The organism is Roseobacter cerasinus, assembly GCF_009811755.1.
GTDB lineage: Bacteria > Pseudomonadota > Alphaproteobacteria > Rhodobacterales > Rhodobacteraceae > Roseobacter > Roseobacter cerasinus.
Map to the genome: position 1 here is coordinate 382393 of NZ_BLIV01000005.1, position 21393 is coordinate 403785.

The 21393-nt window shown below is 58.5% G+C and carries 18 protein-coding genes and 1 pseudogene; 5 read left to right on the forward strand and 14 right to left on the reverse strand.

Going from position 1 to position 21393, the window contains the following annotated elements; all coding sequences use genetic code 11:
- Positions 1–18 precede the first annotated feature (18 nt).
- The gene (locus So717_RS14915) at positions 19–1587 is read left to right on the forward strand and encodes an ABC transporter substrate-binding protein (protein ID WP_159978664.1); all 1569 of its coding nucleotides are present in this window, start codon (positions 19–21) and stop codon (positions 1585–1587) included.
- Between the two features lie 365 nt (positions 1588–1952).
- Here the strand turns inward: So717_RS14915 and So717_RS14920 are convergent.
- Positions 1953–2336, reverse strand: a pseudogene (locus tag So717_RS14920) (IS110 family RNA-guided transposase); the annotation flags it as partial.
- Positions 2337–2395: 59 nt separating this feature from the next.
- On the opposite strand from So717_RS14920, the gene So717_RS14925 reads away from it, so the two are divergent.
- On the forward strand, positions 2396–3016 hold the full coding sequence (locus tag So717_RS14925; RefSeq protein WP_159978666.1) for a TIGR02466 family protein: 621 nt from the start codon (positions 2396–2398) through the stop codon (positions 3014–3016).
- A 381-nt stretch (positions 3017–3397) separates the two neighbouring features.
- On the opposite strand, the gene So717_RS14930 is transcribed toward So717_RS14925, so the two are convergent.
- From So717_RS14930 to So717_RS14940, 3 genes are read right to left on the reverse strand one after another with little or no spacing between them, the layout of a single operon-like run.
- Positions 3398–4153, reverse strand: a complete 756-nt coding sequence (locus So717_RS14930; RefSeq protein WP_159978668.1) for an ABC transporter ATP-binding protein — start codon at positions 4151–4153, stop codon at positions 3398–3400.
- Complete coding sequence (locus tag So717_RS14935) at positions 4153–4929, reverse strand: ABC transporter permease (RefSeq protein ID WP_159978670.1); 777 nt, start codon at positions 4927–4929, stop codon at positions 4153–4155. The genes So717_RS14930 and So717_RS14935 overlap by 1 nt, the downstream gene beginning before the upstream one ends.
- A 3-nt stretch (positions 4930–4932) precedes the next feature.
- Positions 4933–5967 carry an ABC transporter substrate-binding protein gene (locus tag So717_RS14940; RefSeq protein ID WP_159978672.1) on the reverse strand — a complete coding sequence of 345 codons (1035 nt, stop codon included), beginning with the start codon at positions 5965–5967 and terminating at the stop codon, positions 4933–4935.
- A gap of 158 nt (positions 5968–6125) precedes the next feature.
- Between So717_RS14940 and So717_RS14945 the strand changes: the two genes are divergently transcribed.
- A complete protein-coding gene (locus tag So717_RS14945; RefSeq protein WP_159978674.1) occupies positions 6126–7667 on the forward strand; it encodes a sulfatase in 1542 nt (513 codons plus the stop codon).
- Positions 7668–7843: 176 nt separating this feature from the next.
- Here the strand turns inward: So717_RS14945 and So717_RS14950 are convergent, their stop codons facing one another.
- The 6 genes from So717_RS14950 to So717_RS14975 are packed head-to-tail and all read right to left on the reverse strand — an operon-like array spanning position 7844 to position 15264.
- On the reverse strand, positions 7844–8809 hold the full coding sequence (locus So717_RS14950; RefSeq protein WP_238840965.1) for a formylglycine-generating enzyme family protein: 966 nt from the start codon (positions 8807–8809) through the stop codon (positions 7844–7846).
- Positions 8787–9764, reverse strand: coding sequence for a sugar-binding transcriptional regulator (locus So717_RS14955; RefSeq protein ID WP_159978676.1), 978 nt, complete (start codon positions 9762–9764; stop codon positions 8787–8789). The genes So717_RS14950 and So717_RS14955 overlap by 23 nt, the downstream gene beginning before the upstream one ends.
- 2 nt (positions 9765–9766) lie before the next feature.
- A complete protein-coding gene (locus So717_RS14960; protein WP_159978678.1) occupies positions 9767–10432 on the reverse strand; it encodes a class II aldolase/adducin family protein in 666 nt (221 codons plus the stop codon).
- Positions 10425–11471, reverse strand: a complete 1047-nt coding sequence (locus So717_RS14965) for a zinc-binding dehydrogenase (protein WP_159978680.1) — start codon at positions 11469–11471, stop codon at positions 10425–10427. Before So717_RS14965 ends, So717_RS14960 begins: the two co-directional genes overlap by 8 nt.
- Positions 11468–12979: an FGGY-family carbohydrate kinase gene (locus tag So717_RS14970; RefSeq protein WP_159978682.1), complete on the reverse strand. Its 1512-nt coding sequence runs from the start codon at positions 12977–12979 to the stop codon at positions 11468–11470. The genes So717_RS14965 and So717_RS14970 overlap by 4 nt, the downstream gene beginning before the upstream one ends.
- The gene (locus So717_RS14975; protein ID WP_159978684.1) at positions 12976–15264 is read right to left on the reverse strand and encodes a molybdopterin-dependent oxidoreductase; all 2289 of its coding nucleotides are present in this window, start codon (positions 15262–15264) and stop codon (positions 12976–12978) included. The genes So717_RS14970 and So717_RS14975 overlap by 4 nt, the downstream gene beginning before the upstream one ends.
- Before the next feature lie 83 nt (positions 15265–15347).
- Between So717_RS14975 and So717_RS14980 the strand changes: the two genes are divergently transcribed.
- Positions 15348–16280: a thiamine pyrophosphate-binding protein gene (locus tag So717_RS14980; protein ID WP_159978686.1), complete on the forward strand. Its 933-nt coding sequence runs from the start codon at positions 15348–15350 to the stop codon at positions 16278–16280.
- Positions 16280–17287, forward strand: coding sequence for a transketolase family protein (locus So717_RS14985; RefSeq protein WP_159978688.1), 1008 nt, complete (start codon positions 16280–16282; stop codon positions 17285–17287). The genes So717_RS14980 and So717_RS14985 overlap by 1 nt, the downstream gene beginning before the upstream one ends.
- Positions 17288–17439: 152 nt before the next feature.
- Here the strand turns inward: So717_RS14985 and So717_RS22535 are convergent, their stop codons facing one another.
- The 4 genes from So717_RS22535 to queG all read right to left on the reverse strand — a co-directional run bounded on the left by So717_RS22535 (position 17440) and on the right by queG (position 21356).
- Complete coding sequence (locus So717_RS22535) at positions 17440–17568, reverse strand: hypothetical protein (protein ID WP_275113677.1); 129 nt, start codon at positions 17566–17568, stop codon at positions 17440–17442.
- Positions 17569–17594: 26 nt separating this feature from the next.
- Positions 17595–17855: a site-specific integrase gene (locus tag So717_RS14990; RefSeq protein ID WP_159978690.1), complete on the reverse strand. Its 261-nt coding sequence runs from the start codon at positions 17853–17855 to the stop codon at positions 17595–17597.
- Positions 17856–18306: 451 nt separating this feature from the next.
- Positions 18307–20313 (reverse strand): hydantoinase/oxoprolinase N-terminal domain-containing protein, encoded by a 2007-nt coding sequence (locus tag So717_RS14995; RefSeq protein WP_159978692.1) that lies wholly within the window; start codon positions 20311–20313, stop codon positions 18307–18309.
- On the reverse strand, positions 20310–21356 hold the full coding sequence (gene queG / locus So717_RS15000; RefSeq protein WP_159978694.1) for a tRNA epoxyqueuosine(34) reductase QueG: 1047 nt from the start codon (positions 21354–21356) through the stop codon (positions 20310–20312). The genes So717_RS14995 and queG overlap by 4 nt, the downstream gene beginning before the upstream one ends.
- Between the last annotated feature and the right edge of the window lie 37 nt (positions 21357–21393).

Consider the following 21393-nt stretch of genomic DNA (forward strand, 5'->3'; position numbering starts at 1 on the left):
CAACAAGGAGGTAAGACGATGAAGATGCTCAAAGGAACACTGCTGGGGGCCACCCTGACCTCGGCCATGGCGCTCAGCGCGGGAACGGCACTTGCTGACAATGTCATAACAGTAAACGCTACTCAGATCTTCGGAACGATCGATCCCGCAAAGATCAACGACTACACCGAATACATGGCGGGCGTGAACATGTACGAGGCACTGACCACGCTTGACGGGGACGGCGCCATTCAGCCACTGATCGCGGAAAGCTGGGAAACCTCGGGAGACGGTCTGACCTGGACCTTCACGCTTAAGGAGGGTGTGACTTTCCAGGATGGCTCACCTGTCGAGGCCAAAGACGTCGTCTGGTCTGTGAATAGGCTCTTGGCCATCAATGAGGGGCCCGCCTACCTGTTTGAAGGCGTGCTGAGTGAAGGCTCCGTGACCGAGATTGATCCAAGTAAGGTCCAATTCGTTCTCGAAAAGACCTATGCGCCGTTTTTGACTACGACGCCTATCCTCTTCGTGGTCAACTCTGATCTGGCGACCGAGAACGGTGGCGACGATGAATGGGCTCAGGACTACATTGCCAACAACTCAGTCGGGGCAGGCGCCTATATGCTGGACACCTGGGAACGGGGTGCAAGCATGGTGATGAAAGCCTATGACGGCTATCACCTTGGTTGGGATGACGAGGGCATCGATGAGGTGCGGTTTATCATCACAAATGAAGAGGCTACGGTGAAGGCGCTTGCCGCCTCGGGCACGCTGTCGATGTCGGGTGATGGCCAGGCGCAGGAGACCTATGACAGCATCGGCGCATTGGAAGACTACCGGATTATCGAATATCCGACGGCGACCAATTTCTACTTCAAGCTCAATAATCAGCGCCCGCCGACAGATGACGTGAATATCCGCAAGGCCATCGCTTACGCCACGGATTATGAAACCATCCGTGACGTGATCTTGCCAGGCGAGCCACTTGCCGGGCCGATGCCACCCGTGTTTGCCGATGCCTTTCCGGAGGATCTGGAGCTTCCGGTTTTCGACTTGGAAAAAGCGAAGGAGTTTGTGGAGGCTTCCAAATATGCGGGGCAGGGTCCCATTGATATCGAAATCATGTATGTTGCCGGTCTGGCCTTCGAAGAGGAGATCGGACTGCTGATGAAGTCGATCCTCGACACGATAGGCTTCAATACGATCCTCAAACCAGAACCGTGGAACCGCATGACCGAGCTTGCTGCCGATGTAGAGGCCACACCTGCGATCAATCAGGTTTTCTATGGTGCGACCTATCCATCACCAGACACGTATTTCTTTCCGCAGTACCACAGCCGCGCGGCAGGAACCTGGGCATCCATGGAGTGGGTTTTGAGCGATGAGATCGACGCGATGATCGATGAGGCGCGGGCGACGCCTGATGTCGATGCCCAAAACACGATCTATCAGGATTTGCAGCGCAAACTGGTTGAAGAGCAGGTTGGCGTGTTCCTCCTCACTCAACGAAGCCAACAGGCGTTTCATAACTGCCTGCAAGGTTTCACCTGGGTACCTATGCAGAGCTTCGAGTTCAACTTCCACACCATGAAGTGGGTATGTGACTGATCTTATCGACCTCTGGCGATCCAGTCGGACCGCCAGAGGTGCATTGGCTTCTACCCCGCCATCGTTGATTTAAACAGCATCGAGTTTGCTCGTGCAGCGAACGTCCTGTGTGGATGGCTCCTGCATGGCAAGACATTTTTTGAGCTGATATGAGCGTTTGTCAGATGCAGTCGTGTGTCCGGCCTGTTTGCGCAGCGCACACGGCTGCTGGCCCTGATGGTTTCCGCTGACCAAGTCCCAAACCGCTTCGCGGACAAGAAAGTGTCCTTGACATTCGACGGGGTGTCTTGGTGGGCGGGCTGACATTGCTCCATCATCTCAATGGTCTTGCGTCTCTGATGTTCCTTTGTTGGCGTTTATACTGTTTAAGGCCGATACCTTTCGTTGCGCGTCAACACCGCCCAGACGACGCGTGCAGTCTTGTTGGCCATTGCAACGGTCGCAACGCGTGGAGGCTTGCGTTCACGTAATGCCATTGCCCAAGGATCAACACGGTCGGGATTGACCTTCATTTGGTTCAATCGGGCGGTCATGCCGGTGACAAGCAGACGCCTGAGGTATCGATCTCCCATTTTGGATATGCGCCCGAGACGTTCTTTGCCGCCGCTTGATCGGTTGATCGGGGTCAGCCCTAGCCATGCGGCAAACTCTCGTCCATTTTGGAATTGATGCCCGTTGCCAGCGGTCGCGACGATTGCTGACGCGGTCACGGGGCCAACTCCGGGAATGGTTCTCAGCAGCATAACCTGGGGATTTCTTCGACCCTCATACCCTCGCCTCTTCCAGAGCACTGCGATATGAGACGGTCATGAGCAGCATCGAAACACTCTTCGTGACCCGCCTTTACCGCGCGCATCTCTCAGAGAAGAAGCCCGCCATTGACGCCACTGAGCTTGAAGCATCCTGCTGGTCTATCGCCGAGGATGACGAGGCGGGCCAGACCTGGTGTGACGAACACGGCTATCCCGGCTACACCAGCTACGCCTCTTTGACGGACCTGCCGTACCGTTTCCCGATTTTCAAGGATCTGGTGAAGTGCCTGGACAAACATGTGACGGCCTTCGCGGAGGATTTGGCCTTCGATCTTGGGGACAAACCTCTCACACTGGAGGATATCTGGATCAACATCCTGCCCCCCGGCGGCATCCACACCAGCCACATCCACCCGCATTCCGTGATCAGCGGCACCACGTATGTGGCGGTCCCACCGGGCGCCAGCGCCCTCAAGCTGGAAGACCCGCGCCTGCCGATGATGATGGCCGCGCCGCCGCGCCACAGGGACGCTGCTCGCGCGTTGCACAGCTTTGCCTATGTGACGCCCGAGCCGGGAGACATCCTCCTCTGGGAAAGCTGGCTGCGCCACGAGGTTCCGCTGAATATGGCCGAGGAAGAACGTATCTCTGTGAGCTTCAACTACAGTTGGGGATGAGTGGCGGTAAAGCGCTGCGCTCAGACCGCAAGATCTGGCGCATCGATCCTCACACCAGATGCGGACCCGCGCTGTGAAACATCGTGCGCGCTACAAAATGGGTGCGACGCTGTGATTTTTTCGCTGGCAGTTTTTGGGCTCAGGACTGATTGATTTCAGCAGCGATGCCTGCTTCAGCCATAGCCCTCGCAGCACGCCTCATTCACTGGCTATGTGGCCTGAGCCTAGCTCAGGCCGACAACTGGCCCAGAATCTCTGATGACGAGCATATGTGTTCTTTAAAGCGTCATGCGAAAAACCAGACTCACATAACGCTGCCTGAAATCATAGATTTCAACGCGTTACGTGATATGCGATATTTCAGGTATTTCGTCAGACGCTCTAGTGATCCAGCATCCCCCAAAGACGACGCTTGATCTGGATGAACTCATCTGTCAGGCGCATTTCGTCTTTGCGGGGACGTGGCAGATCGACATTCTCGATATGTTGAATGCGCCCGGGGCGGGCAGACATGACGACAACCCTATCTGACAGAAAGATCGCCTCTTCCAGATCATGGGTTACAAAGATGACCGTCTTTCGCGATTGCTGCCAGGCTTCGAGCAAATCTGTTTGCATACGTTCTTTGGTCTGTGCATCGAGCGCGCCAAAAGGTTCGTCCATCAGAAGGACGTCCGGGTCATTCGCGTAGACACGGCCGATATCGACGCGTTTGCGCATGCCTCCTGACAACTCGCGCGGCCACCGATCTTCAAAACCTTTGAGGCCGACCATCTCGGTCCATTTGGCTTCGATTTCACGTTGCTCGGAATTGGACGCGCCGCGCAGGCGTGGGCCATAAGAAATGTTCTTGGCCACTGTCATCCACGGAAATACAGCGTCTTGCTGAAACACCATGCCGCGGCGACGGTCTGTTCCACTGATGACCTCTCCGTCCAGACGCATTTCGCCATCGGATGGGTCAAACAGCCCTGCCATCATTTTCAGAAGCGTGGATTTACCGCAGCCAGACGTGCCGACGATCGATGTAAAGCTGCCGTTTTCGAAGGTCAGATTGATCCCTTCCAGCACGGTCAGCGCTTCTGCTCCGCCCTTGCCAAAGGTATGGGTCAGGTTATCGACAACGATCTCGGGCATTATTCGCGGGTCTCCGACCAGATCATAAGGCGTTTTTGGATGGCGCGGAACGTCCGGTCCATAATGAAGGCGCATGCCCCGATTATGACGATGATCATCATGACCTGATCGGTAAGGAAGTATCTGCGTCCCTCCTGTAGCATAAAGCCGAGTCCGCTGGGCGCAGCGATAAGTTCGGCAGCCACAAGTGTTGTCCATGCTGCGGCGAGCGCAATACGATAGCCGGTGATGATAAACGGGGTTGCCGCTGGAATAGCGACCGTGCGGAAAACCTGGAACCGCGATGCGCCCATTGTCGAGGCTGCGTCTACATAGACCTGCGGTACATTTTTCATACCGGCAATTACATTCACAACGCAGACCATAAAGCAGGCGATGGAAATAAGCAGGACGCGGCTGAATTCTTCGATCCCGAACCAGATGATAATGATTGGAATATAGGCGAGCGGTGGAATGGGGCGGATCGCTTCGATGAGCGGATCGACCAGAAACTCGACTGTTTTGTACCAGCCGACCAGGCATCCAACGACCACCGCCAGGCTCGTGCCGATAAAGAAGCCCAACAGAATCCGGTACAGACTGGCCCATAGCGCATCCAGCAAGGTACCGGCGGAGAGATTGGTAAAGAAAGACCCAATGATGTGGGGTATAGGAGGCAACAACGCGGGGTTGTTGTCAGGTTGGCTGGTCACCGCAGTATAGGCCAGCAAGACCGCACCAATGGACAGAGCACCTAAAAATAGGCGCCCTGTCAGGAATTTTGGCAAAGCATTCATGTCTTAGATTTGCTTGACGACCTGATCCGACACAAGGGCATCGAGGTCTGGCATGCCGCCGATCCGCTCATTGGCAACAAGGAATTCGGACTGCACGCGAAGCGCGTTGGTCAGGATGCCCTTTTCATAGACCTCTTTGATCTCGGCTTTGTCAAAATAGAAATAGCCGTTGAGGAGCGGCTCGACATCTGCGGCTGTGACACCCGCGCGGCCCATGCCTGTTTGCCACTCGATCATCCGTTCAATTGTCGCGGCATTGTCTTCGCGCAGCATCTTTACGGCTTGATCGTGGAAGGCACGTACCACTTCGACATATGCCGCTTCTTTTGCATCAAGGCTTTGCTGTGTGGTCATGAAGACGTCCATGATCGATGGGCGCTTGTCGATTGGAATTTGGGACCCTTCCGTCAGAAGAGAGGCATCAGGCAGCGCATCGTAGATCAGTTTGCGTGATGTCGCGAGCGGTACAGTTGCGTCCACGGCCCCTGCGATGAAAGCGGACTGGCCGTCGATGGGTTCCATATTTACCCGTGTCAGTGGCATGTCGCTGAGACCTTCATTGGCAAGTGCGACGCCCAGGAAGAAATCAAAGTTGGAGCCTGAGGTCACCGCGATCTTCTTACCTTCGAGATCCGCGAGCGAGTTCATCCCCGGTTTGCCTACAATTTGGAAAAGGCCCGAAGCGTCACCGCAAATCGAGATTTCGCGGAAATCAGCCACTTTCCGGAACATCGCAGCCAAGGGCGGCACAGAGCCAACGGTAATCGTGTCAACGGACCCACCGACCATCGCTTCAATCGCAGGTGGACCGGATGGGAAAACGCTGAACTCCATCTCAACGCCGGGCGCAAAGCCCTGATCCTGGATCAACCAGTAAAGGCCAAAGGAATATGCGGGGATAATCCCGACTTTGAGCTTTTCATTCGCCGCATGTGCCTTGCCGACAAAAAAAGTAGGGGCCGTCAGGGCCGTGGCTGCTGCAACGCCACCTTGAAATATCGCGCGGCGCCTCGTGTAACTTGTTTTGGAATTCGGCATTGAATGATCCTCCCAGTTCTTCAGCCTGAGTTGTCGACAATGGCCCGCCGCAACCCTATATCTTTTTAATCATTTGTCATATGATTTGACACTTGTCAATAAAACTGAACTCCCTTAGACTTTGCCACAGGCAGGTCTGGAGGCGCGTGAGGCGCATTATGAACATCGTTTTTGTGCTGGTGGACAGCCTGACCCGAGACTGCCTGAAAGCCTACAACGCCGCTTCTCCCTGTGAAACTCCCAATATAGACAAGTTCGCCGCCCGCGCGCATGTGTTTGACAACCACTTTGTTGGTAGTCTGCCCTGTATGCCTGCGCGCAGGGAAATTATAGCCGGACGGAAGGAATTCATGTGGCGGCCCTGGGGGTCGCTCGAAGTGTTCGACCCTCGTTTGCCAAGCGAGGTGAAGAAGGGTGGCTACCACACCCATATCGTGACGGACCACTACCACTACTGGGAAGAAGAGGCGAACGGCTACATCCAAAGCTATGACACGACCGAGATGATCCGAGGATATGAGGTGGATCACTGGCAGGCGCAGGATCCCAATGAGGACAAGCCGGCCTGGGTCAAGAAAGTAGAAGAGTTCCGCGCGCCTGAGCATATCGGACAGTACTATGCCAATGTGAAAGACTTTCAGGGGGAGGAGGACTACTTCTCGGCCAAGACATTTGGCGGTGCCTGCGACTGGCTGGACCGACATGCACAGAAGGGCAGGTTTTTCCTGCATGTCGAAACTTTCGACGTTCATGAGCCCTTCGAGATCCCGGAGCCTTATGAAAGCATGTATGCCGAAGGCGCCACCAAGAACGAGTTCAACATCTGGCCCCCCTATCAGGTCTATGATGACCTCAACGCCTTCATGGATCAGACAACCCCCGCGGAGCTTGCCTTTCTGAAATCCCAATTCATGGGGAAGGTCACCATGATGGATAAGTGGCTGGGTACTCTCTTTGACAAGCTCGAAGCGATGGGCTTGTGGGAGGATACGATGGTGATCCTGACCACGGATCACGGGCATGACATGGGCGAACGTCGCGCCTTCGGCAAACAGCATCCGCATTTTGACAGCCATGCCAATATTCCGCTGATGATGTGGCACCCGGCCAATCCTGGAAACGGCAGGCGCGTCAGCGGGCTGACCCAGACCGTGGATCTATTTGCCACCATCATCGAGGCTGCTGGGGTCGATGTGACGCCGTCATGCCGCCACAGCCGTTCGATTCTGAAGATGGTGACGGAGGACGCGCCGTCGCCGCGCGATGCTTTGCTTTATGGGACCTTCGGACAGGGCATCTGTGCGACCGATGGGGAATGGACCATTTTGAAATCGCCCGAACCAGACAAGCCGCTTTACCTATACTCAACTTCGATATTTCGCCCCCTGATCGTCGACAATCCGGTGGATGGTCGGCTTGCGACCCCCCCCAATAAACCCGTTGATACCGGCTATTTCGACCCAAGCGTCGACCTTCCGATGTGGAAGATACCGATCAAAGTCGATCCGCGCACAGGTGAGAATTTTCTCTTCAACCGCGTCACCGACCCTGAACAGAACAACAACCTTTGGGATGGTGACACTGAGCAGCGCGCGCGGATGCTGCGTCTGGTGCGGCAACTGATGGATGAAGAAGGCTACCCGCCCGAGCAACTCGCGCGGCTGGGTCTTGAGGACGCGGCTATGCCAGCGCCTGCCTGATAAGACGTCTCAGCGCCAACTTCGGTTGTTTCGACTTGGAGGCCCCACTAACCGAGGTTTTTTGCGCAGGCATCTTTGCTTCGGCAAAGGCTGAATGAGATATTTTGTGCTCCAGTGATCAGTATTTGGCGCCGCATGCCAGCTGATTGCTTCACTTTGACGCCCATACCGCGCGCTCAATGCTTCATTCTGGCTTCAACATCCCAAACCACCCGAAACCCGGTGTGGGTTGTCGTACTGTCAGGCGAATTGCCAGTCCGCGCCGCGATGCGATAGCGCCAGCAATAGCTGGCGTGACAAAGAAAAGACCCCCCCTTTGCAAGCCTGAATCCCCTCATCTGTGCCTGCCGGGCCCTGGCGGCTTTTCTCTGTGAACGGATACGGAAGGGTTCCGCTGTCCATTCCCAGACATTGCCGACCATGTTGTAAAGCCCGTAGCCGTTAGGCTCATAGGATTTCGCGGGCGCGGTGGTCAGATATCCGTCGCCTCCCGAATTGATCTGCGGAAAGCGACCTTGCCAGATGTTACAGGGGAAAAAACTCTGATCATCTGGATCGCGGTCGCCCCACGGGTATCGTGCATCTTGCAGCCCACCGCGTGCTGCATGTTCCCACTCCGCCTCTGTGGGCAATCGTCCACCTGCCCATTTGGCGTAGGCCTGCGCGTCATTCCAGGACACGTGAATAACCGGGTGCTCGGGGTGCCACGCCGTCTCGAAAGTTCCGGGGCCATTGACCTCGCGCCATGTCGCGCCGTCGACACGTCGCCACCATTCGACGTCGCGCGCGCCTTGTGTCAGCCCAGCCTCTCCGGAAACCTGCGCCCAGAAAACAAAAGACCAACCAAAGGTTTCGGCCTCTGTGACAAAACCGGTTTCTTCTACAAACGTTGCGAATTGGGCGTTGGTCACAGAAGTCTGTCCAATCAGATAGGGCCGCAAACGCTTGCGCTGTAGCGGGCCTTCTGCGTCCTCTTGAATGAGCGGGTTTGCTGTTCCAACCAATGTCGAGCCACCTGGGATTTCCACGACTGGGAAATCCTGAGCTGACCGGGAAGGTTCAATAATGACAGGAAATTGCGGCTTCGGTTTGCGCCCTGCAACCGGCACGCAGCACGGCTTAGCTTGCATCGAGAAGCGCATGGGCCAGGGCGGTATCGACACAGAGATGGGTCGCCATGCCGCCCTTAATGGCGGCACGTGTCGCGTCACTGCGGTCAGCGCCGCAGACGATGAGCAGACCTCGTTTCGCCGCGCGCAGATCATCTGTGCTTGCGGCAATGACCCGATCTGAGGGGGCCAGATCGATGTCCTGACCCTCTGCATCAATGTATCGGCAACAAACGATCCCGACTGCACCCGCATCTCTTGCGGCCCGAAGCTCTGCCGTCTGTGCCATGCCTGCCGCAACCAAATGCGTATCATTCGACACATTGCCGATAGAGTAGGCCACCATGTCGAGGCGTTGCAGACGATCAAGCTGCGCAGAGATGGCGGGCTCTGATCGGAACAGGCGGGCCAATTCCTCTGTCGAAGCAAGGGCGGGCGCATGAAGCGTGTAACACTGCGCGCCAAGCTGACTGGCGATGCGGATTGCGCAATTCTCGGACGCGGGCACGCGTTCAGAAATCATCGAGCCGATGAGCTGACAGATCTCCACATCTGCAATCGGCGTTGCAGGCATAGCATCAGCAACCGCGAGAATGGTTTCCCCCCACGCAATGCCCACCCGGTCACCGGGAGAAATGCTGTCAAGAAACGCCGTCGCAGCCACACGGCCCAATTGGCGCAGGCTGGCTGCACGATCCTTTGGCTGGTCTGAAAAAGTGTCAGAAATATAGACATCTTGCAGGCCGTAGGCCTCGCGCAACCGGCGCGCCAACGTGTTTTCCTTGAGCTGCTGCCCGCCCACCCTGATTTCGACGACGCCCTGGTCACGGGCCTCGCGCAAGAGGTTCACGACTGTTACGCGCGAGACCTGAAGACGTTTGGCAATCTCGCTCTGGGTCAGGCCCTCACCATAATAGAGCAGCGCGACATGTGCGAGCCGTGCGGCACGGTCCTGATCCTTCGCCAATGTGCCACTTGTTTTGTTCATTGCTAACTGTTGACGGGTTTTTCGCCGCTCTGTCCATAGTTTTTGCGAAACCAGTTGTAGCACCGGTCGATCTCTTCCTGCGGCAGCTCTTCGACAGGGCCGCGACACATGGCGAGATGTGTCGTCATGGCCGCCTCCTCAAGATACATCGCAAAGTTCGTGGCCTCGGTCGCCGACTTGCCCATGGTAAACACGCCATGCGCCTTCACCAAAACCGCCCAGCCGCCGTCAGCTGCATCAATAATCGCCTGCCCGGTATCGACCTCTCCCGGTGTCGCATAACGCGAACATGGCACGTCGCGCCCAAGCATGTGGGTAATGGGCGTCAGCACTGCCGGAATGCGCTCGCCGCGCGCTGCAAAACTTGAAGCATAGGGGGAATGGGTATGTGTGATCCCAAAGACATCGGGGCGGTGGCGGTAGATATACAGATGGATGCCTGTATCGACCGAAGGCTTCATCTTGCCGTCAATCACGGTGCCATCAATGTCCACCACAACCATCGTCTCAGGGGTCAGTTTGGTGAATTTTACGCCCGAAGGTTTGATCACGATCAACCCCGTCTCCGGGTCCCTGCCCGAGACATTGCCCCCCGATCCAACGACCAGACCATTTGCAGGAAGTTCATGGTTCTGGCCGCAAACCTCCTCTTTCAGCGCATCAAGCATGTGGCACTCCGTGAGGGTAGACAACAATCTTCAGGGATTTCTCGGCTTCGACCAGCATTCGGAACGCCTCCGCGCTCTCTGCAATATCGAACCGGTGTGAGATCGCGTCCCGCGCCTTGATCCGGCCTGCTTCAAGCAGCCGGATGTAGCTATATGTATCCGTATGATCAGAGGAGTAGCGTGACGTAACGGTGATCTGATCAAAATAGGCCTTATGGCCGCTTTGTACCCAATCGGTCTCGGGGGGCAAAGGCGCGCCGAGATGCAGGCAGCCGCCGACTTCGACAAGGGCCATGGCCTGCTCCCAAGCCGACGGGAATGGCGCAATGACAATCACCGTGTCGGCCAGACGCCCGTTGTTCAGCGCCCGCATCGCCTCAACTGGGTCTTGCGCCTTGGGGTTGATCGTGTGGGTGGCTCCAAACTGGCGCGCCTTTTCCAGCCGCCAATCCGAAAAGTCGAGCGCCACAACCTTGCCCGCCCCGAAAAGCGGTGCGAGATGAACAAAGCCTTGCCCCATGAAACCGGCCCCGACCACGGCTACTGTGTCACCCGGTTGGATGTTGCAAACCTTGAGGCCGGAAAGAACACAGGACCACGGCTCAATCGTCACAGCCTCTTCGTCAGAGATGCTTTCAGGAAGTTTGTGGGTGTCCATCGCCAGATGCTGGGCCGTCACCCGGAAGTATTCGCAGACGCCGCCGGGGTCGAGACGCATGGTCTTGTAGAAAGGGTCGCGCGTGAAATGGCCTCTCCGCGACAGGTGGCTGTTCATGCGGCCCACATGGTGGTTCACAAAGACACGGTCGCCAATCTTGTAATCCGTGACGCCCGCGCCGACCTCGACCACTTCACCTGACGGTTCATGCCCCAAAACTTTGGGGTCGGTCTTGTACCACGCCATGGTCTCGCCGCCGCACAGGCCGCAGGCCCGGGTTTTCAACAGCAATTCGCCCGGCCCAATCTCGGGCACAGGGACTTGTTCGAGCCGGATATCATCGATGGCGTATTGTACCGCCGCTTGCATCATATTGGTCATGAAGGGTCCTTAGGCAGGGCGGACAATGCCACCTGCAATGCCTGTTGGTGTTGAGAAATAGTCGTGTAGCGTTCGAATACACGTTCATACGCTGCGTGGTTTTGTGGGGTGTAGGTGTCAAAGACGTCTGCGCGCGCCGCTGCCAGTTTGACCGCATCGCCCAGTCCTGCCGCGGCAGCGCCAAGTGCTGCGGCCCCCCAAAGCCCGTGATCAGCCGCCGCACTCACCAGAACAGGCTGCCCCATCACGTCAGCGATAATCTGGCACCACACCGGGTTTTTCGCGCCTCCGCCCGTGAGTTGCACGGGCGCGCGCGGCAGCCCCCCCTCGGCCATAAAGCAGTGTCGCAGGCTGAGGACCGCGCCCTCCATGACGGCGCGGCCCATGTCGCCGGTCGTGGTGGTGGCTGAAAGGCCATGGAATGCGCCCCGGATGTCAGGGGCCACAAAGGGCGCGCGCTCTCCGTTGAGGTATGGCAAGAAGGTTACGCCGTTTGCACCGGGCGGCACTTTCTCAACCAGCAGGTTCAGCCGATCTGCGACTTCACCGGCCGTGGCACCGCCCAGACTTTGCGGATGTAGCCCGGCAAACCAGTCAAACGCAGCCGCCCCCGTTGTTGGGGCCAGTACGCGGATAACCGCATCAGAAGTCGGGTGCAAAACGCTTGCAGCCAGCGGCGTGTCCCGGGGTGTGACCTGATCCGTCAGGATATTCACCACCGCCGTCGTGCCCAGGATCATCATGGTCTGTCCCGGGGTATCCATGCCCATCCCCACGATCATGGCCCCCAGATCAAGGGTGCCTACCGAGACCGGGATCCCCACGGGGAGCCCTGTATCCGCACCGGCCTTGGCCGTGATCGACCCCAGACCTGTATCGGCCCTACGTGGGACCTGCAGCTTAGAAGCGAGGTCGGAGCATTCGAGAGCAGCAAGCTGAGCTTCGGAATAGGTTTGCGTCGCGAAGTCAAGAAACGGGATGGACGCATCGGAAAAATCCGTCGCCATATGCCCGGTCAATTGATAGGCAATCCAGTCGGCACAGGTCACTGCATGGGCCGTCCGCGCAGCCATGTCCGGACGGTTGGCACGAATCCAACGCCAAAGCATACCTGATGTGCCAGACCACAAGGCCGTGTGGCATCCACGGTCAATCGTTGTGAGCGCTGTCTCATCCAACGACGCCAGATCCGAGGCGGTGCGTGTATCGTTCCAAAGCATTGCCGGGCCCGCCGGGCTGCCATCTTCGGCGACACACCAAATGCCGTCACCCTGTGCTGCCACGCCCAGCGCGGCAATCTCATGGCCCGCACATTGCTTTGTAGCCTCACGCAGCACGTTGCGCACCGTCTCTGCGATTTCCTCCATGTCCTGCTCGCTGCCGCCATCTGCGCGCTGCGTCACATTGCTGGCGGCATCCGCAATCGCGACCTGTCCGCCTTTGGGCGTATAGGCCGCCGCCTTGATCGAGGTTGTGCCGACATCGAGGCCTAGCCAGAGTTTGCTCATGCCTTTTTCTCCATCTCGCCTCGGCCTCCGATTTGTGGTGGCCGGTCTATGCTCAGCACAGGCAATGGACCAATCCACTTTTCTAGAAGAACCAGGGCGGTATGTGCGATGTTGCCCTGGCTGAGGTCAGAGCAGCCTTTGTCCAGCGTCAGCACGTTTGGGTTGCCGTGAACCTCAATCCGCTCTCCGGCGATGTCTTGCGGATCAAACCAGGCACCCGTCGCAAGCGATATACAGTCGCGGCGAAGGAGTGGATCCAGCCGAAGCCCGGCGAGGCATGCGCCCCGACTGTTGTAGAGGCGGACAACATCCCCTTCCTCTAACCCGCGATCCGCTGCCGTATCCGGGTGCAGATAGGCAGGCTCACGGCCCTTGATCTTGTCTCCCAAAGCCTCGCTGCCGCGATCATTCTGACTGTGCAGGCGTGTATCAGGTTGACCGGAAATCAGGTGTAGCGCATCGCGGTCAGCGGCCAGCAAGGACTCCGCGGGCGGCAGCCAAGTGGGATGCGCCGGGCAGCCGTCGATGCCCAAAGACGCAAATCTGTCATTGTGCAGTATGATCTTACCCGTTTCGGTGTCCAGCGGGTTTCCCGCAGGATCTCGCACAAAGGCCTCAAGCGCGATCCGGTCTTCCCGCGGGTCGGGAATATCGAACCGCCCAGCCGCACGGAATGCATCATAGTCCGGCAAGTCAAAACCCGCGACATGGGCAACTTTTTCTGCTTCGGACCAGAGCGTGCGCATCCAGTCTTCGCTGTCCCGGCCTTCGGTAAAAGCCTCTTCAACTCCAAGGGCTCGCGCAATAGCGCGGAAGATATCATAGTCGTTTCGCGACTGCCCCATCGGATCAAAAAGCGGCGACATATAGAACAATGACGGGTCCCGCCGGTTCATCATGACATCCGACCGCTCCAGCGGTGTTGTCGCAGGAAGGACGATATCTGCGCGACGTGCCGTGGCCGTCCAACTGTGATCGTGAACGATGATGGTTTCGGGGCGACGCCACGCCTCTTCGAGGCGATTGAGATCTTGATGGTGGTGAAACGGATTGCCGCCGCACCAGTAAACAAGGCGGATGTCCGGATAGGTGCGGGTTTGGCAATCGTATTCGAATGTTCCGCCGGGGTTGAGCAACATATCCGCAATGCGTGCAACCGGAATGAACTCAGACACAGGGTTCTTGCCTTGAGGCATCGAGGGCCAGTTAATCAGCCGTGCCCCGCGTCCTACATGTGTGGTGGAGCCATATCCAAATGCAAATCCGGTTCCCGCTTGCCCAATCTGCCCCAGAATGCAGGCAAGTCCCAGAGCGGCCCAAATCACCTGCTCGCCATGATCGGCGCGCTGCATGCCCCAGTTAACCGCGATCATGCTACGGCGTTGAACCAGCGCCTGCGCGATCTCCCGGATCCGAGGCGCAGGTATGTCACATATCTCAGCCGCCCAGTCCGCTGATTTCGCAACACCATCTTCATCGCCGACAAGATAGGCCCGCCATTTTGGCCATCCGCTGGTGCAGGCCTTCAAAAAGCTCTCATCCGCCGCACCTGCAGAAACGATTTCGAATGATAAGGCCAGCATTAAAGCTGTATCCGTGCCGGGCCGAATTGAAACCCAGTCACCCTCGGGCAGATCCGTACCACGTGGCGAGACGTTCACAATCTGTGCGCCACGTTCCAGCAGGCGGGCCAACACCTTCCCTGTATCGTGATGTGTCACTCCTGCGGATGATATCTGCGCAGTCCTGCCGGAAATGCCGCCGAATGCCAGCAGGCAATCACATTGCTCTGCCAGCAGGGTGAGGCTGGTCATCTCATCCTGAAACGCGCGGTTGCTGAGGCCCAGGATATGCGGGAACAACACTTCGCCTGCCGCATGCGAGTAGGTCTCGCGCGAGCCGACATATCCGCCTGCCATATTCAGAAACCGCCGCAGATGGCTTTGCGCGTGATGAAACCGCCCGGCGCTCGCCCACCCATAGGAACCGCCGAATATCGCTTTGTTGCCATAGGTTTCGCGCACGCGGCTGACCTCTTGCGCGACTAACGCTGCGGCTTCATCCCAGCTCAGTTCAACAAAACGATCACTACACCTATTGGCGCCTGCATCACCCTCCAGCCATCCTTGCCGCGCAACGGGCGTTAGAATACGGCTGCTGTTGTCCTGGGCTGCTGTAACCCATCCACGACCAATGCGGGACGGCGCGGGATCGTCTGCCAGCGGCTTGATGCCGCCCGCGCCATCCAGTGTATATGCGCCCCAATGGGCAGCCGTGAATTCCATCTAACGTCCTAGGCTGATGCATTCCTTGACTTTTACATATGATGCAAATAGTGACGTTTGTAAAGCAATCTGGAGCCTAATCTATGCGCAATGAACGCAGCACCGAAGAGGTCGCCCTGGGCATCCGTCGTCGGGTGTTTGAACACTGCATCCGCAACAATGGCGGCTATCTGAGCCAGGCCTGTTCTGCAGCCGAACAATTGGCTTGGCTTTACAACGAAGAACTGAACCTTGGTGATCCGACCTTGCCAATGGTTCCCAAACCCTTCGAAGGGGTCCCGTCGCCGTCGAACCCAGGCTACCACACGGGTGCGGGATATAATGGCCCGGCAGCACCCGAATTTGACAGGCTCTTTATTGCACCGGCACATTATGCGCTTGTTGCCTACGCCACGCTGATCGAAGTCGGTCGTATGGCCCCCGAGGGCCTGGAAATGTTCAACAAGGATGGCTCCTCGGTCGAGATGATCGGTGCTGAGCATTCGCCTGGAATGGAAGTCCATAACGGCACACTCGGCATCGGATTTTCAACGGCAGCCGGCCTTGCTTGGGGGCGCAAACGGCGTGGTGAGCGGGGGCGTACATGGGTCTATATGTCTGACGGGGAGGTCCAGGAGGGACAGACCTGGGAGGCGATTGCCGCAGCTGCCTATCACAAGGTCGACAATCTTTACGCGATCATGGACGTCAATCGCCAGCAATGTGACGGGGCAATGTCTTCCGTCATGGATGTGGGCGACATCAAGGCGAAGATCGAGGAATTCGGCGGTGTCGCCGTCTGGGTTGATGCGCATAAACTAGATGAAATCCGTGAGGCAGCGAAGACGCCGCATCGCGGCAAGCCACTGATCATTCTCGCAAATTCCTCACCTTACCGGGGGATGCCAACGCTGCAACTGCGGTTCCCGCGCCTGCATTACGTACGTTTCAAGTCCGAGAAAGAGCGGGCAAAAATGAACCAGGAAATCGCCCGGTCCCTGAAGGTCGATCCGATAGACTATGAAGGAGCGCACTGATGGTCGAGATGGTCTCCAAACCCTATGCGCGGGCCTTCGAAGCCTATGCGACAAAGCACCCCGATAAGATCCTCTGCCTGTCGGCTGATTTGACCTCCTCCTGCGAGATTGACGGGTTCCGCGACCGGCATCCCGAACAGTTCCTGAGCCTTGGTATGGCAGAGCAAAATATGATGAGCTTTGCTGGCGGTCTGGGGCTTGCCGGGTTTCGTCCGTTCATCCACACCTTTGGCGTCTTCATGTATCGCAGACCCTATGACCAACTGATGGCCTCGATCGCGTACCCGCGGCGTAAAGTTCGTTTGATGGGGTTCCTGCCGGGTGTCACCACACCGGGCGGTATGACACACCAGTCGATCGAAGACATCTCGGTCATGCGGTCGATCCCGAATATGACAATCCTTGAGACGGGCGACGCGACAGAGGTTGAAAGCATCTGCGAAGCAGCCGACAGCATTGACGGTCCCGTCTGGTGTCGCGTGTTGCGCGGTTCAGTTCCACGCCTCTTCGACACGCCAATCAAAGTTGGCGAAATGCGGGTCCTGTCGGAAGGCACGGACGTGCTGGTCGTCACCTCTGGCATTTGCACGGAAGAAGCGATGCGCGCCCGTGCCGCGTTTTCACAAGCGGGGCTCTCGATCCGCCATCTGCACCTGCACACGATCAAACCTTTCGACGCCGCTGCGCTGCTGGATCACATCGGATCGGTAAAGCATGGCGTTGTGACCTTGGAAAATCACGTGACCGAAGGTGGTATTGGAAGCCTTGTCGCCGAAACCATGGCCGATGCTGGCATGGGCAAGCGCCTTGTCAGGCTTGGGCTGAAGGACACATACGCCCATGGCGGGTCGCGGGCGTATTTGATGCGATACTATGGGCTCGATGCACTCGCTTTGGTGAGGGGGATCGAAGATCTGATGGGCCAGGACTTCGGCATCGGCGAGGCTGACCTCGATGCAGCGCGCGTGGAGGACGTTCATTCGTTGGTAAAGGCGGAAGGACTCTAGGCGCCACATCGTGGGCGACCAATGGATAGCATGCTGATGTCTCATGTGACTGGGCCATTCCGTACTGCTGCCGCTAAAATATCGGGTCACAGGCAGCATAAAACTGAGTGCGCGAAAGATGAGCTGGTCGTGGTGATCCGGATTTGTGGCCATCACAGCGAAAGTGCGTTTTCGGTTCCCGCCAGAACAACGCCTGCCAACATCCGGGTTGGCGACATGTGCTGCGTCGGCGAAAGCGTGAAGGCGATCGACCGCTTTTCCTGATCGGTGCGGATCAGCATCCGGTCGCCTTCGATGTCGCCGAGCTTCAGTGCGTCACCTCGCCCGCCCTGACCCCGCCGCGATAGGCCACGCAGAAGGCGGTTCGGTCACGAAGGCCTGGTCCCGGCGCGGCCTCCAGAATGCACGCGACTTCCTCGGCGCTCAGAACCACGGGGGTCTTCTTCGCAGCACGTTGGTGGCGCATGTGCCGCTTCATCTCAGGACGCGGGCAGGTCGTCGCAAAGTAGAAGCTCAGCACCGTCAGCCGGTTTTTGAAGGTCGGCGCGCCGACGTCGCGCTCTTTCATGTCGCGTTGAAAGGCCCGCAGATCCTCCGATAGCGGGCGAGGCCAGCTTGATCGAAGCTGATGCCAACAAACAGTTCTCGACAGCCAAGGAGGAATGCGGCGCTGGTCGGATCGATGTCAAAGCGGCACTCCCCGCAGTGAGGGAATACCACGGTATGCGGGAGAGGCGGCTTGGTAAGTGTTCTGTCAATAGCGATCAAAGCCGAGCTGCGCGGATCAGAAGCTGCGCCATGGACACACCCTTTGACGCCTCTCTGACGTCAGACAGAGCCGCGCGCCACTCAAACGTTGCGCATGGCGTCCGACAAATCTGAAGCAGACCGGACCTGTGCTGCGATATTCTCGAAGGGCGCCTTTCCGGTTTTCGAGCATTTCGGTCCGTTGATGACCGAAAGGTCAAAGTGCTGCGACCTTCGACACACGAAGTTCAGAAACGGAACTGTCCGCGGGCCTAGCCGCTTGCGATGCGCGGCCGGCCGCTGGCTTCGACGGTCAGGACAGCCTCGACAAAAACCTCTCGATTGTCCACTCTTGCCCGACGAATGTCGCGCGTGGCGGTCAACCGTGCGTCCACAACCCCTGCGGCCTGCGCGGCAGCGCGTGCGTCAGCTGACAAGGCCCGCTCCAGCGCATCCAGGGCCGCTTCTTCATCGTCTATATCCGCCGGGCCATCCTCAAGATGCACACGAAAGACCCCCTCACCCAGCGCGGTCACAGTGCCGCTGCACCGCATGCTCACGCGCCCAACAACCGCACCGATGGCATTTGCAACAGCGCCATGAGACGGCAAGATCATCTCTGAACACACCCGCTCGCCGACAGCCGGGTAGTAGCAACCAGCAGAGGCGCCCAGCCCGACGACCGGCAGGTTCAACCCAATATCCAGACGGATCAATCCGCGATGCCGGTCGAGACCGGCCTGCATCAGCGGGTGCCGGGCCAGCACATGCGGCGTCTCACCAAAATCGCGCGCCTCTTCCGCAAAAGCGGCTTCCAGCAGGGCCTGCGACGTCATCTCCGTCAACTGGTTTATGATCATCCAGGCGAGCGCTGCGGCACCTGCGGCAAGTCTTTGGCCTGACCCTACCTTCCTGCGCGCCATCAGGGTGAGCGCTTTCTCGGCGGCGGCCTTATCCCATTCAGCCAGCTGACCTGTGACGTGGCTGGCATCGGAGGGTGTCACCCCTGCGACCTGCACAAGACCTCGGGCTATGAGCCTGTCCAGAGCGCTCTCATCCATCCGCACGCGCAGGATCCGGTCAAGCGCATGGGTGCCCGCACCTATCCGCTCCAGCAGCTGCGCCTCGCGCGCAGCCAAACCGTGGCGAGGCAGCCCGCGCACAGCCCGCACAAACCGGGCATCATGCGCCCCGGGCGTCGCCGTCCGCAACTGCGCATCAAGCAGATCATGTACCGGCTGCCCAACCTCCGCGGCCAAAAGGGCCACCGGCACCACCCGGCACGGACCAAGTGCGACACCGCCCTGCAACCCGTCCGCGATCACACGCACCTCGCTGTCGCCGCCAAGCCCTGTCGTGCGCATGGCCACAGCCTCAACCATGGTGCGATACGGGCCAACCCGCGCGCCCGCCGGGTCAATCTTTGGCACCCCGTCTTGCAACAATGCGATGTCCGTCGTGGTCCCGCCAATGTCGCTGACCAAGGCCTCGGTCGCGCCGGTCAACCAACGCGCGCCAACGATGGAGGCAGCCGGACCACTGAGAATGGTCTCAATCGGACGCGCGCGCGCCTGACCTGCAGAGATCAGCGCCCCGTCCCCCCGCACAACCATCAGCGGGGCCGATACGCCCAAACCCGACAACGCCGTCTCGGTGCGCGCAATCAGCGCCGCAATCATGCCAATCAAACGCGCATTCAAAACGGCGGTGACGGCCCGTTTTGGCCCATTCAACCGCGACGACAATTGATGTGATGCTGAAACCGGCCGCCCCGATAGCTCAGCCACAAGGGAGCGCGCCCGGACCTCATGGGCCGGATTTCGCGTGGCAAATTGTGCAGCAACGGCGATGCCGCTGACGTCATCGCCATGCTCTTGCAAAAATGCACGGATGGCGGCCTCATCCAGCGGTTGCCGCTCGATCCCCGCGTGATCATGGCCCCCGGCGCAGTGCAGCACGGGATCTCCGGCCATGGCCTCGGCCAAACCATGTGCCCCCAGATCGGTGGTGCGAAAGCCAATGTAGATCAGGGCCACCCGCCCACCTTGCCCTTCCACCAGCGCATTGGTCGCAAGTGTGGTCGACAGCGACGCAAGCGCAATCTCCTCGGGCGCCACGGCCGCCCCCTGCAGGACGGCCCGCACCGCCTCTTCGACGCCAACAGCAAGGTCTGCGCGTGTCGTCAGCGCCTTGGCTGTGGCGATCACCTCGGTTTCATCCCGTATGAGGACCGCATCCGTGTAAGTGCCGCCCGTGTCCACGCCGAGAAGCACGCTCACGACAGGCTCTCCAGGCGGGTCATAGCCCATCGGGCGGCATCAGCGACGACAGGATCAGGATCCTCCACCAAAGCAGCGGCAGCGGGCCGAAGCTCAGGACGCCCTGAATTCCCTATTGCATAAAGCACATTGCGAACAAAGCGATCCCGCCCGATCCTTTTGATCGCTGATCCCGAAAAAAGCGCCCGAAACCGAGCATCATCGAGTTGAGCGAGATCCGCAAGATCGGGCGCGGTCAGCTCTGGCTGCGGGGCCAGCCGCAGATCGCGCGCCGCCACGGCAAACTTGTTCCAGGGGCACACGGCAAGGCAATCATCACACCCATAGATCCGATTGCCCATGAGGCCCCGCAATTCTTCGGGCACCGGACCTTTGTGTTCGATGGTCAAATACGAAATACAGCGGCGCGCATCCAGCCTGTAAGGCTCTGGAAAGGCCTCTGTCGGGCAAATGTCCAGGCAGGCGCGGCAGGATCCACAATGATCCTGCTCCGGCATGTCGATGGCCAAATCCAGGGTGGTAAAGATGGCCCCCAGAAACGCCCAATTGCCCCAATCGCGGCTGACCAGATTGGTATGTTTTCCCTGCCAGCCCAGCCCCGCAGCCTCGCCTAGCGCCTTCTCCGGCACCGGGGCTGTGTCGACAAAAACCTTCACCTCAGCGGGCTCATCCGTCCGCGCCAACACCCACCGCGCCAAACGTTTCAAACGTTTCTTGACCACATCGTGGTAGTCACGTCCTTGGGCATAAACCGAAATGGCCCCACGGTCGGGATGGCGCAAAATCTCAAGCGGATCATGTGGCGGTGTATAACTCTCGGCCAGCATGATCACCGACCGCGCCTCAGGCCAAAGCGCTGCGGGATTGCCACGCCATGCCATCCGCTCGGCCATCCAGCCCATCTGCCCGTGATAGCCCGCCTCGACAAAAGCACGCAGTCGTGCCGCCACCTCAGGCACAGCATCCGGACGGCAGATCCGCGCGCTCACAAAGCCCTCCGCCAAGGCCTGCTCAACCAGCTGCGTCTTGAGCGCCGCGCTCATGCTTCATTGTTCCAAAAATATGCACAGTCCGACCACA

Excerpts from the sequence above, each read along its gene's own strand:
- So717_RS14935 (WP_159978670.1), bottom strand. The coding sequence starts at position 4,929 with ATGAATGCTTTGCCAAAATTCCTGACAGGGCGCCTATTTTTAGGTGCT.
- queG (WP_159978694.1), bottom strand. The coding sequence starts at position 21,356 with ATGAGCGCGGCGCTCAAGACGCAGCTGGTTGAGCAGGCCTTGGCGGAG.
- So717_RS14940 (WP_159978672.1), bottom strand. The coding sequence starts at position 5,967 with ATGCCGAATTCCAAAACAAGTTACACGAGGCGCCGCGCGATATTTCAA.
- So717_RS14955 (WP_159978676.1), bottom strand. The coding sequence starts at position 9,764 with ATGAACAAAACAAGTGGCACATTGGCGAAGGATCAGGACCGTGCCGCA.
- So717_RS14980 (WP_159978686.1), top strand. The coding sequence starts at position 15,348 with ATGCGCAATGAACGCAGCACCGAAGAGGTCGCCCTGGGCATCCGTCGT.
- So717_RS14925 (WP_159978666.1), top strand. The coding sequence starts at position 2,396 with ATGAGCAGCATCGAAACACTCTTCGTGACCCGCCTTTACCGCGCGCAT.
- So717_RS14970 (WP_159978682.1), bottom strand. The coding sequence starts at position 12,979 with ATGAGCAAACTCTGGCTAGGCCTCGATGTCGGCACAACCTCGATCAAG.
- So717_RS14915 (WP_159978664.1), top strand. The coding sequence starts at position 19 with ATGAAGATGCTCAAAGGAACACTGCTGGGGGCCACCCTGACCTCGGCC.
- So717_RS14960 (WP_159978678.1), bottom strand. The coding sequence starts at position 10,432 with ATGCTTGATGCGCTGAAAGAGGAGGTTTGCGGCCAGAACCATGAACTT.
- So717_RS22535 (WP_275113677.1), bottom strand. The coding sequence starts at position 17,568 with ATGCTGATCCGCACCGATCAGGAAAAGCGGTCGATCGCCTTCACGCTT.
- So717_RS14930 (WP_159978668.1), bottom strand. The coding sequence starts at position 4,153 with ATGCCCGAGATCGTTGTCGATAACCTGACCCATACCTTTGGCAAGGGC.
- So717_RS14945 (WP_159978674.1), top strand. The coding sequence starts at position 6,126 with ATGAACATCGTTTTTGTGCTGGTGGACAGCCTGACCCGAGACTGCCTG.
- So717_RS14965 (WP_159978680.1), bottom strand. The coding sequence starts at position 11,471 with ATGACCAATATGATGCAAGCGGCGGTACAATACGCCATCGATGATATC.
- So717_RS14985 (WP_159978688.1), top strand. The coding sequence starts at position 16,280 with ATGGTCGAGATGGTCTCCAAACCCTATGCGCGGGCCTTCGAAGCCTAT.
- So717_RS14950 (WP_238840965.1), bottom strand. The coding sequence starts at position 8,809 with ATGCGCTTCTCGATGCAAGCTAAGCCGTGCTGCGTGCCGGTTGCAGGG.
- So717_RS14975 (WP_159978684.1), bottom strand. The coding sequence starts at position 15,264 with ATGGAATTCACGGCTGCCCATTGGGGCGCATATACACTGGATGGCGCG.
- So717_RS14990 (WP_159978690.1), bottom strand. The coding sequence starts at position 17,855 with ATGAAAGAGCGCGACGTCGGCGCGCCGACCTTCAAAAACCGGCTGACG.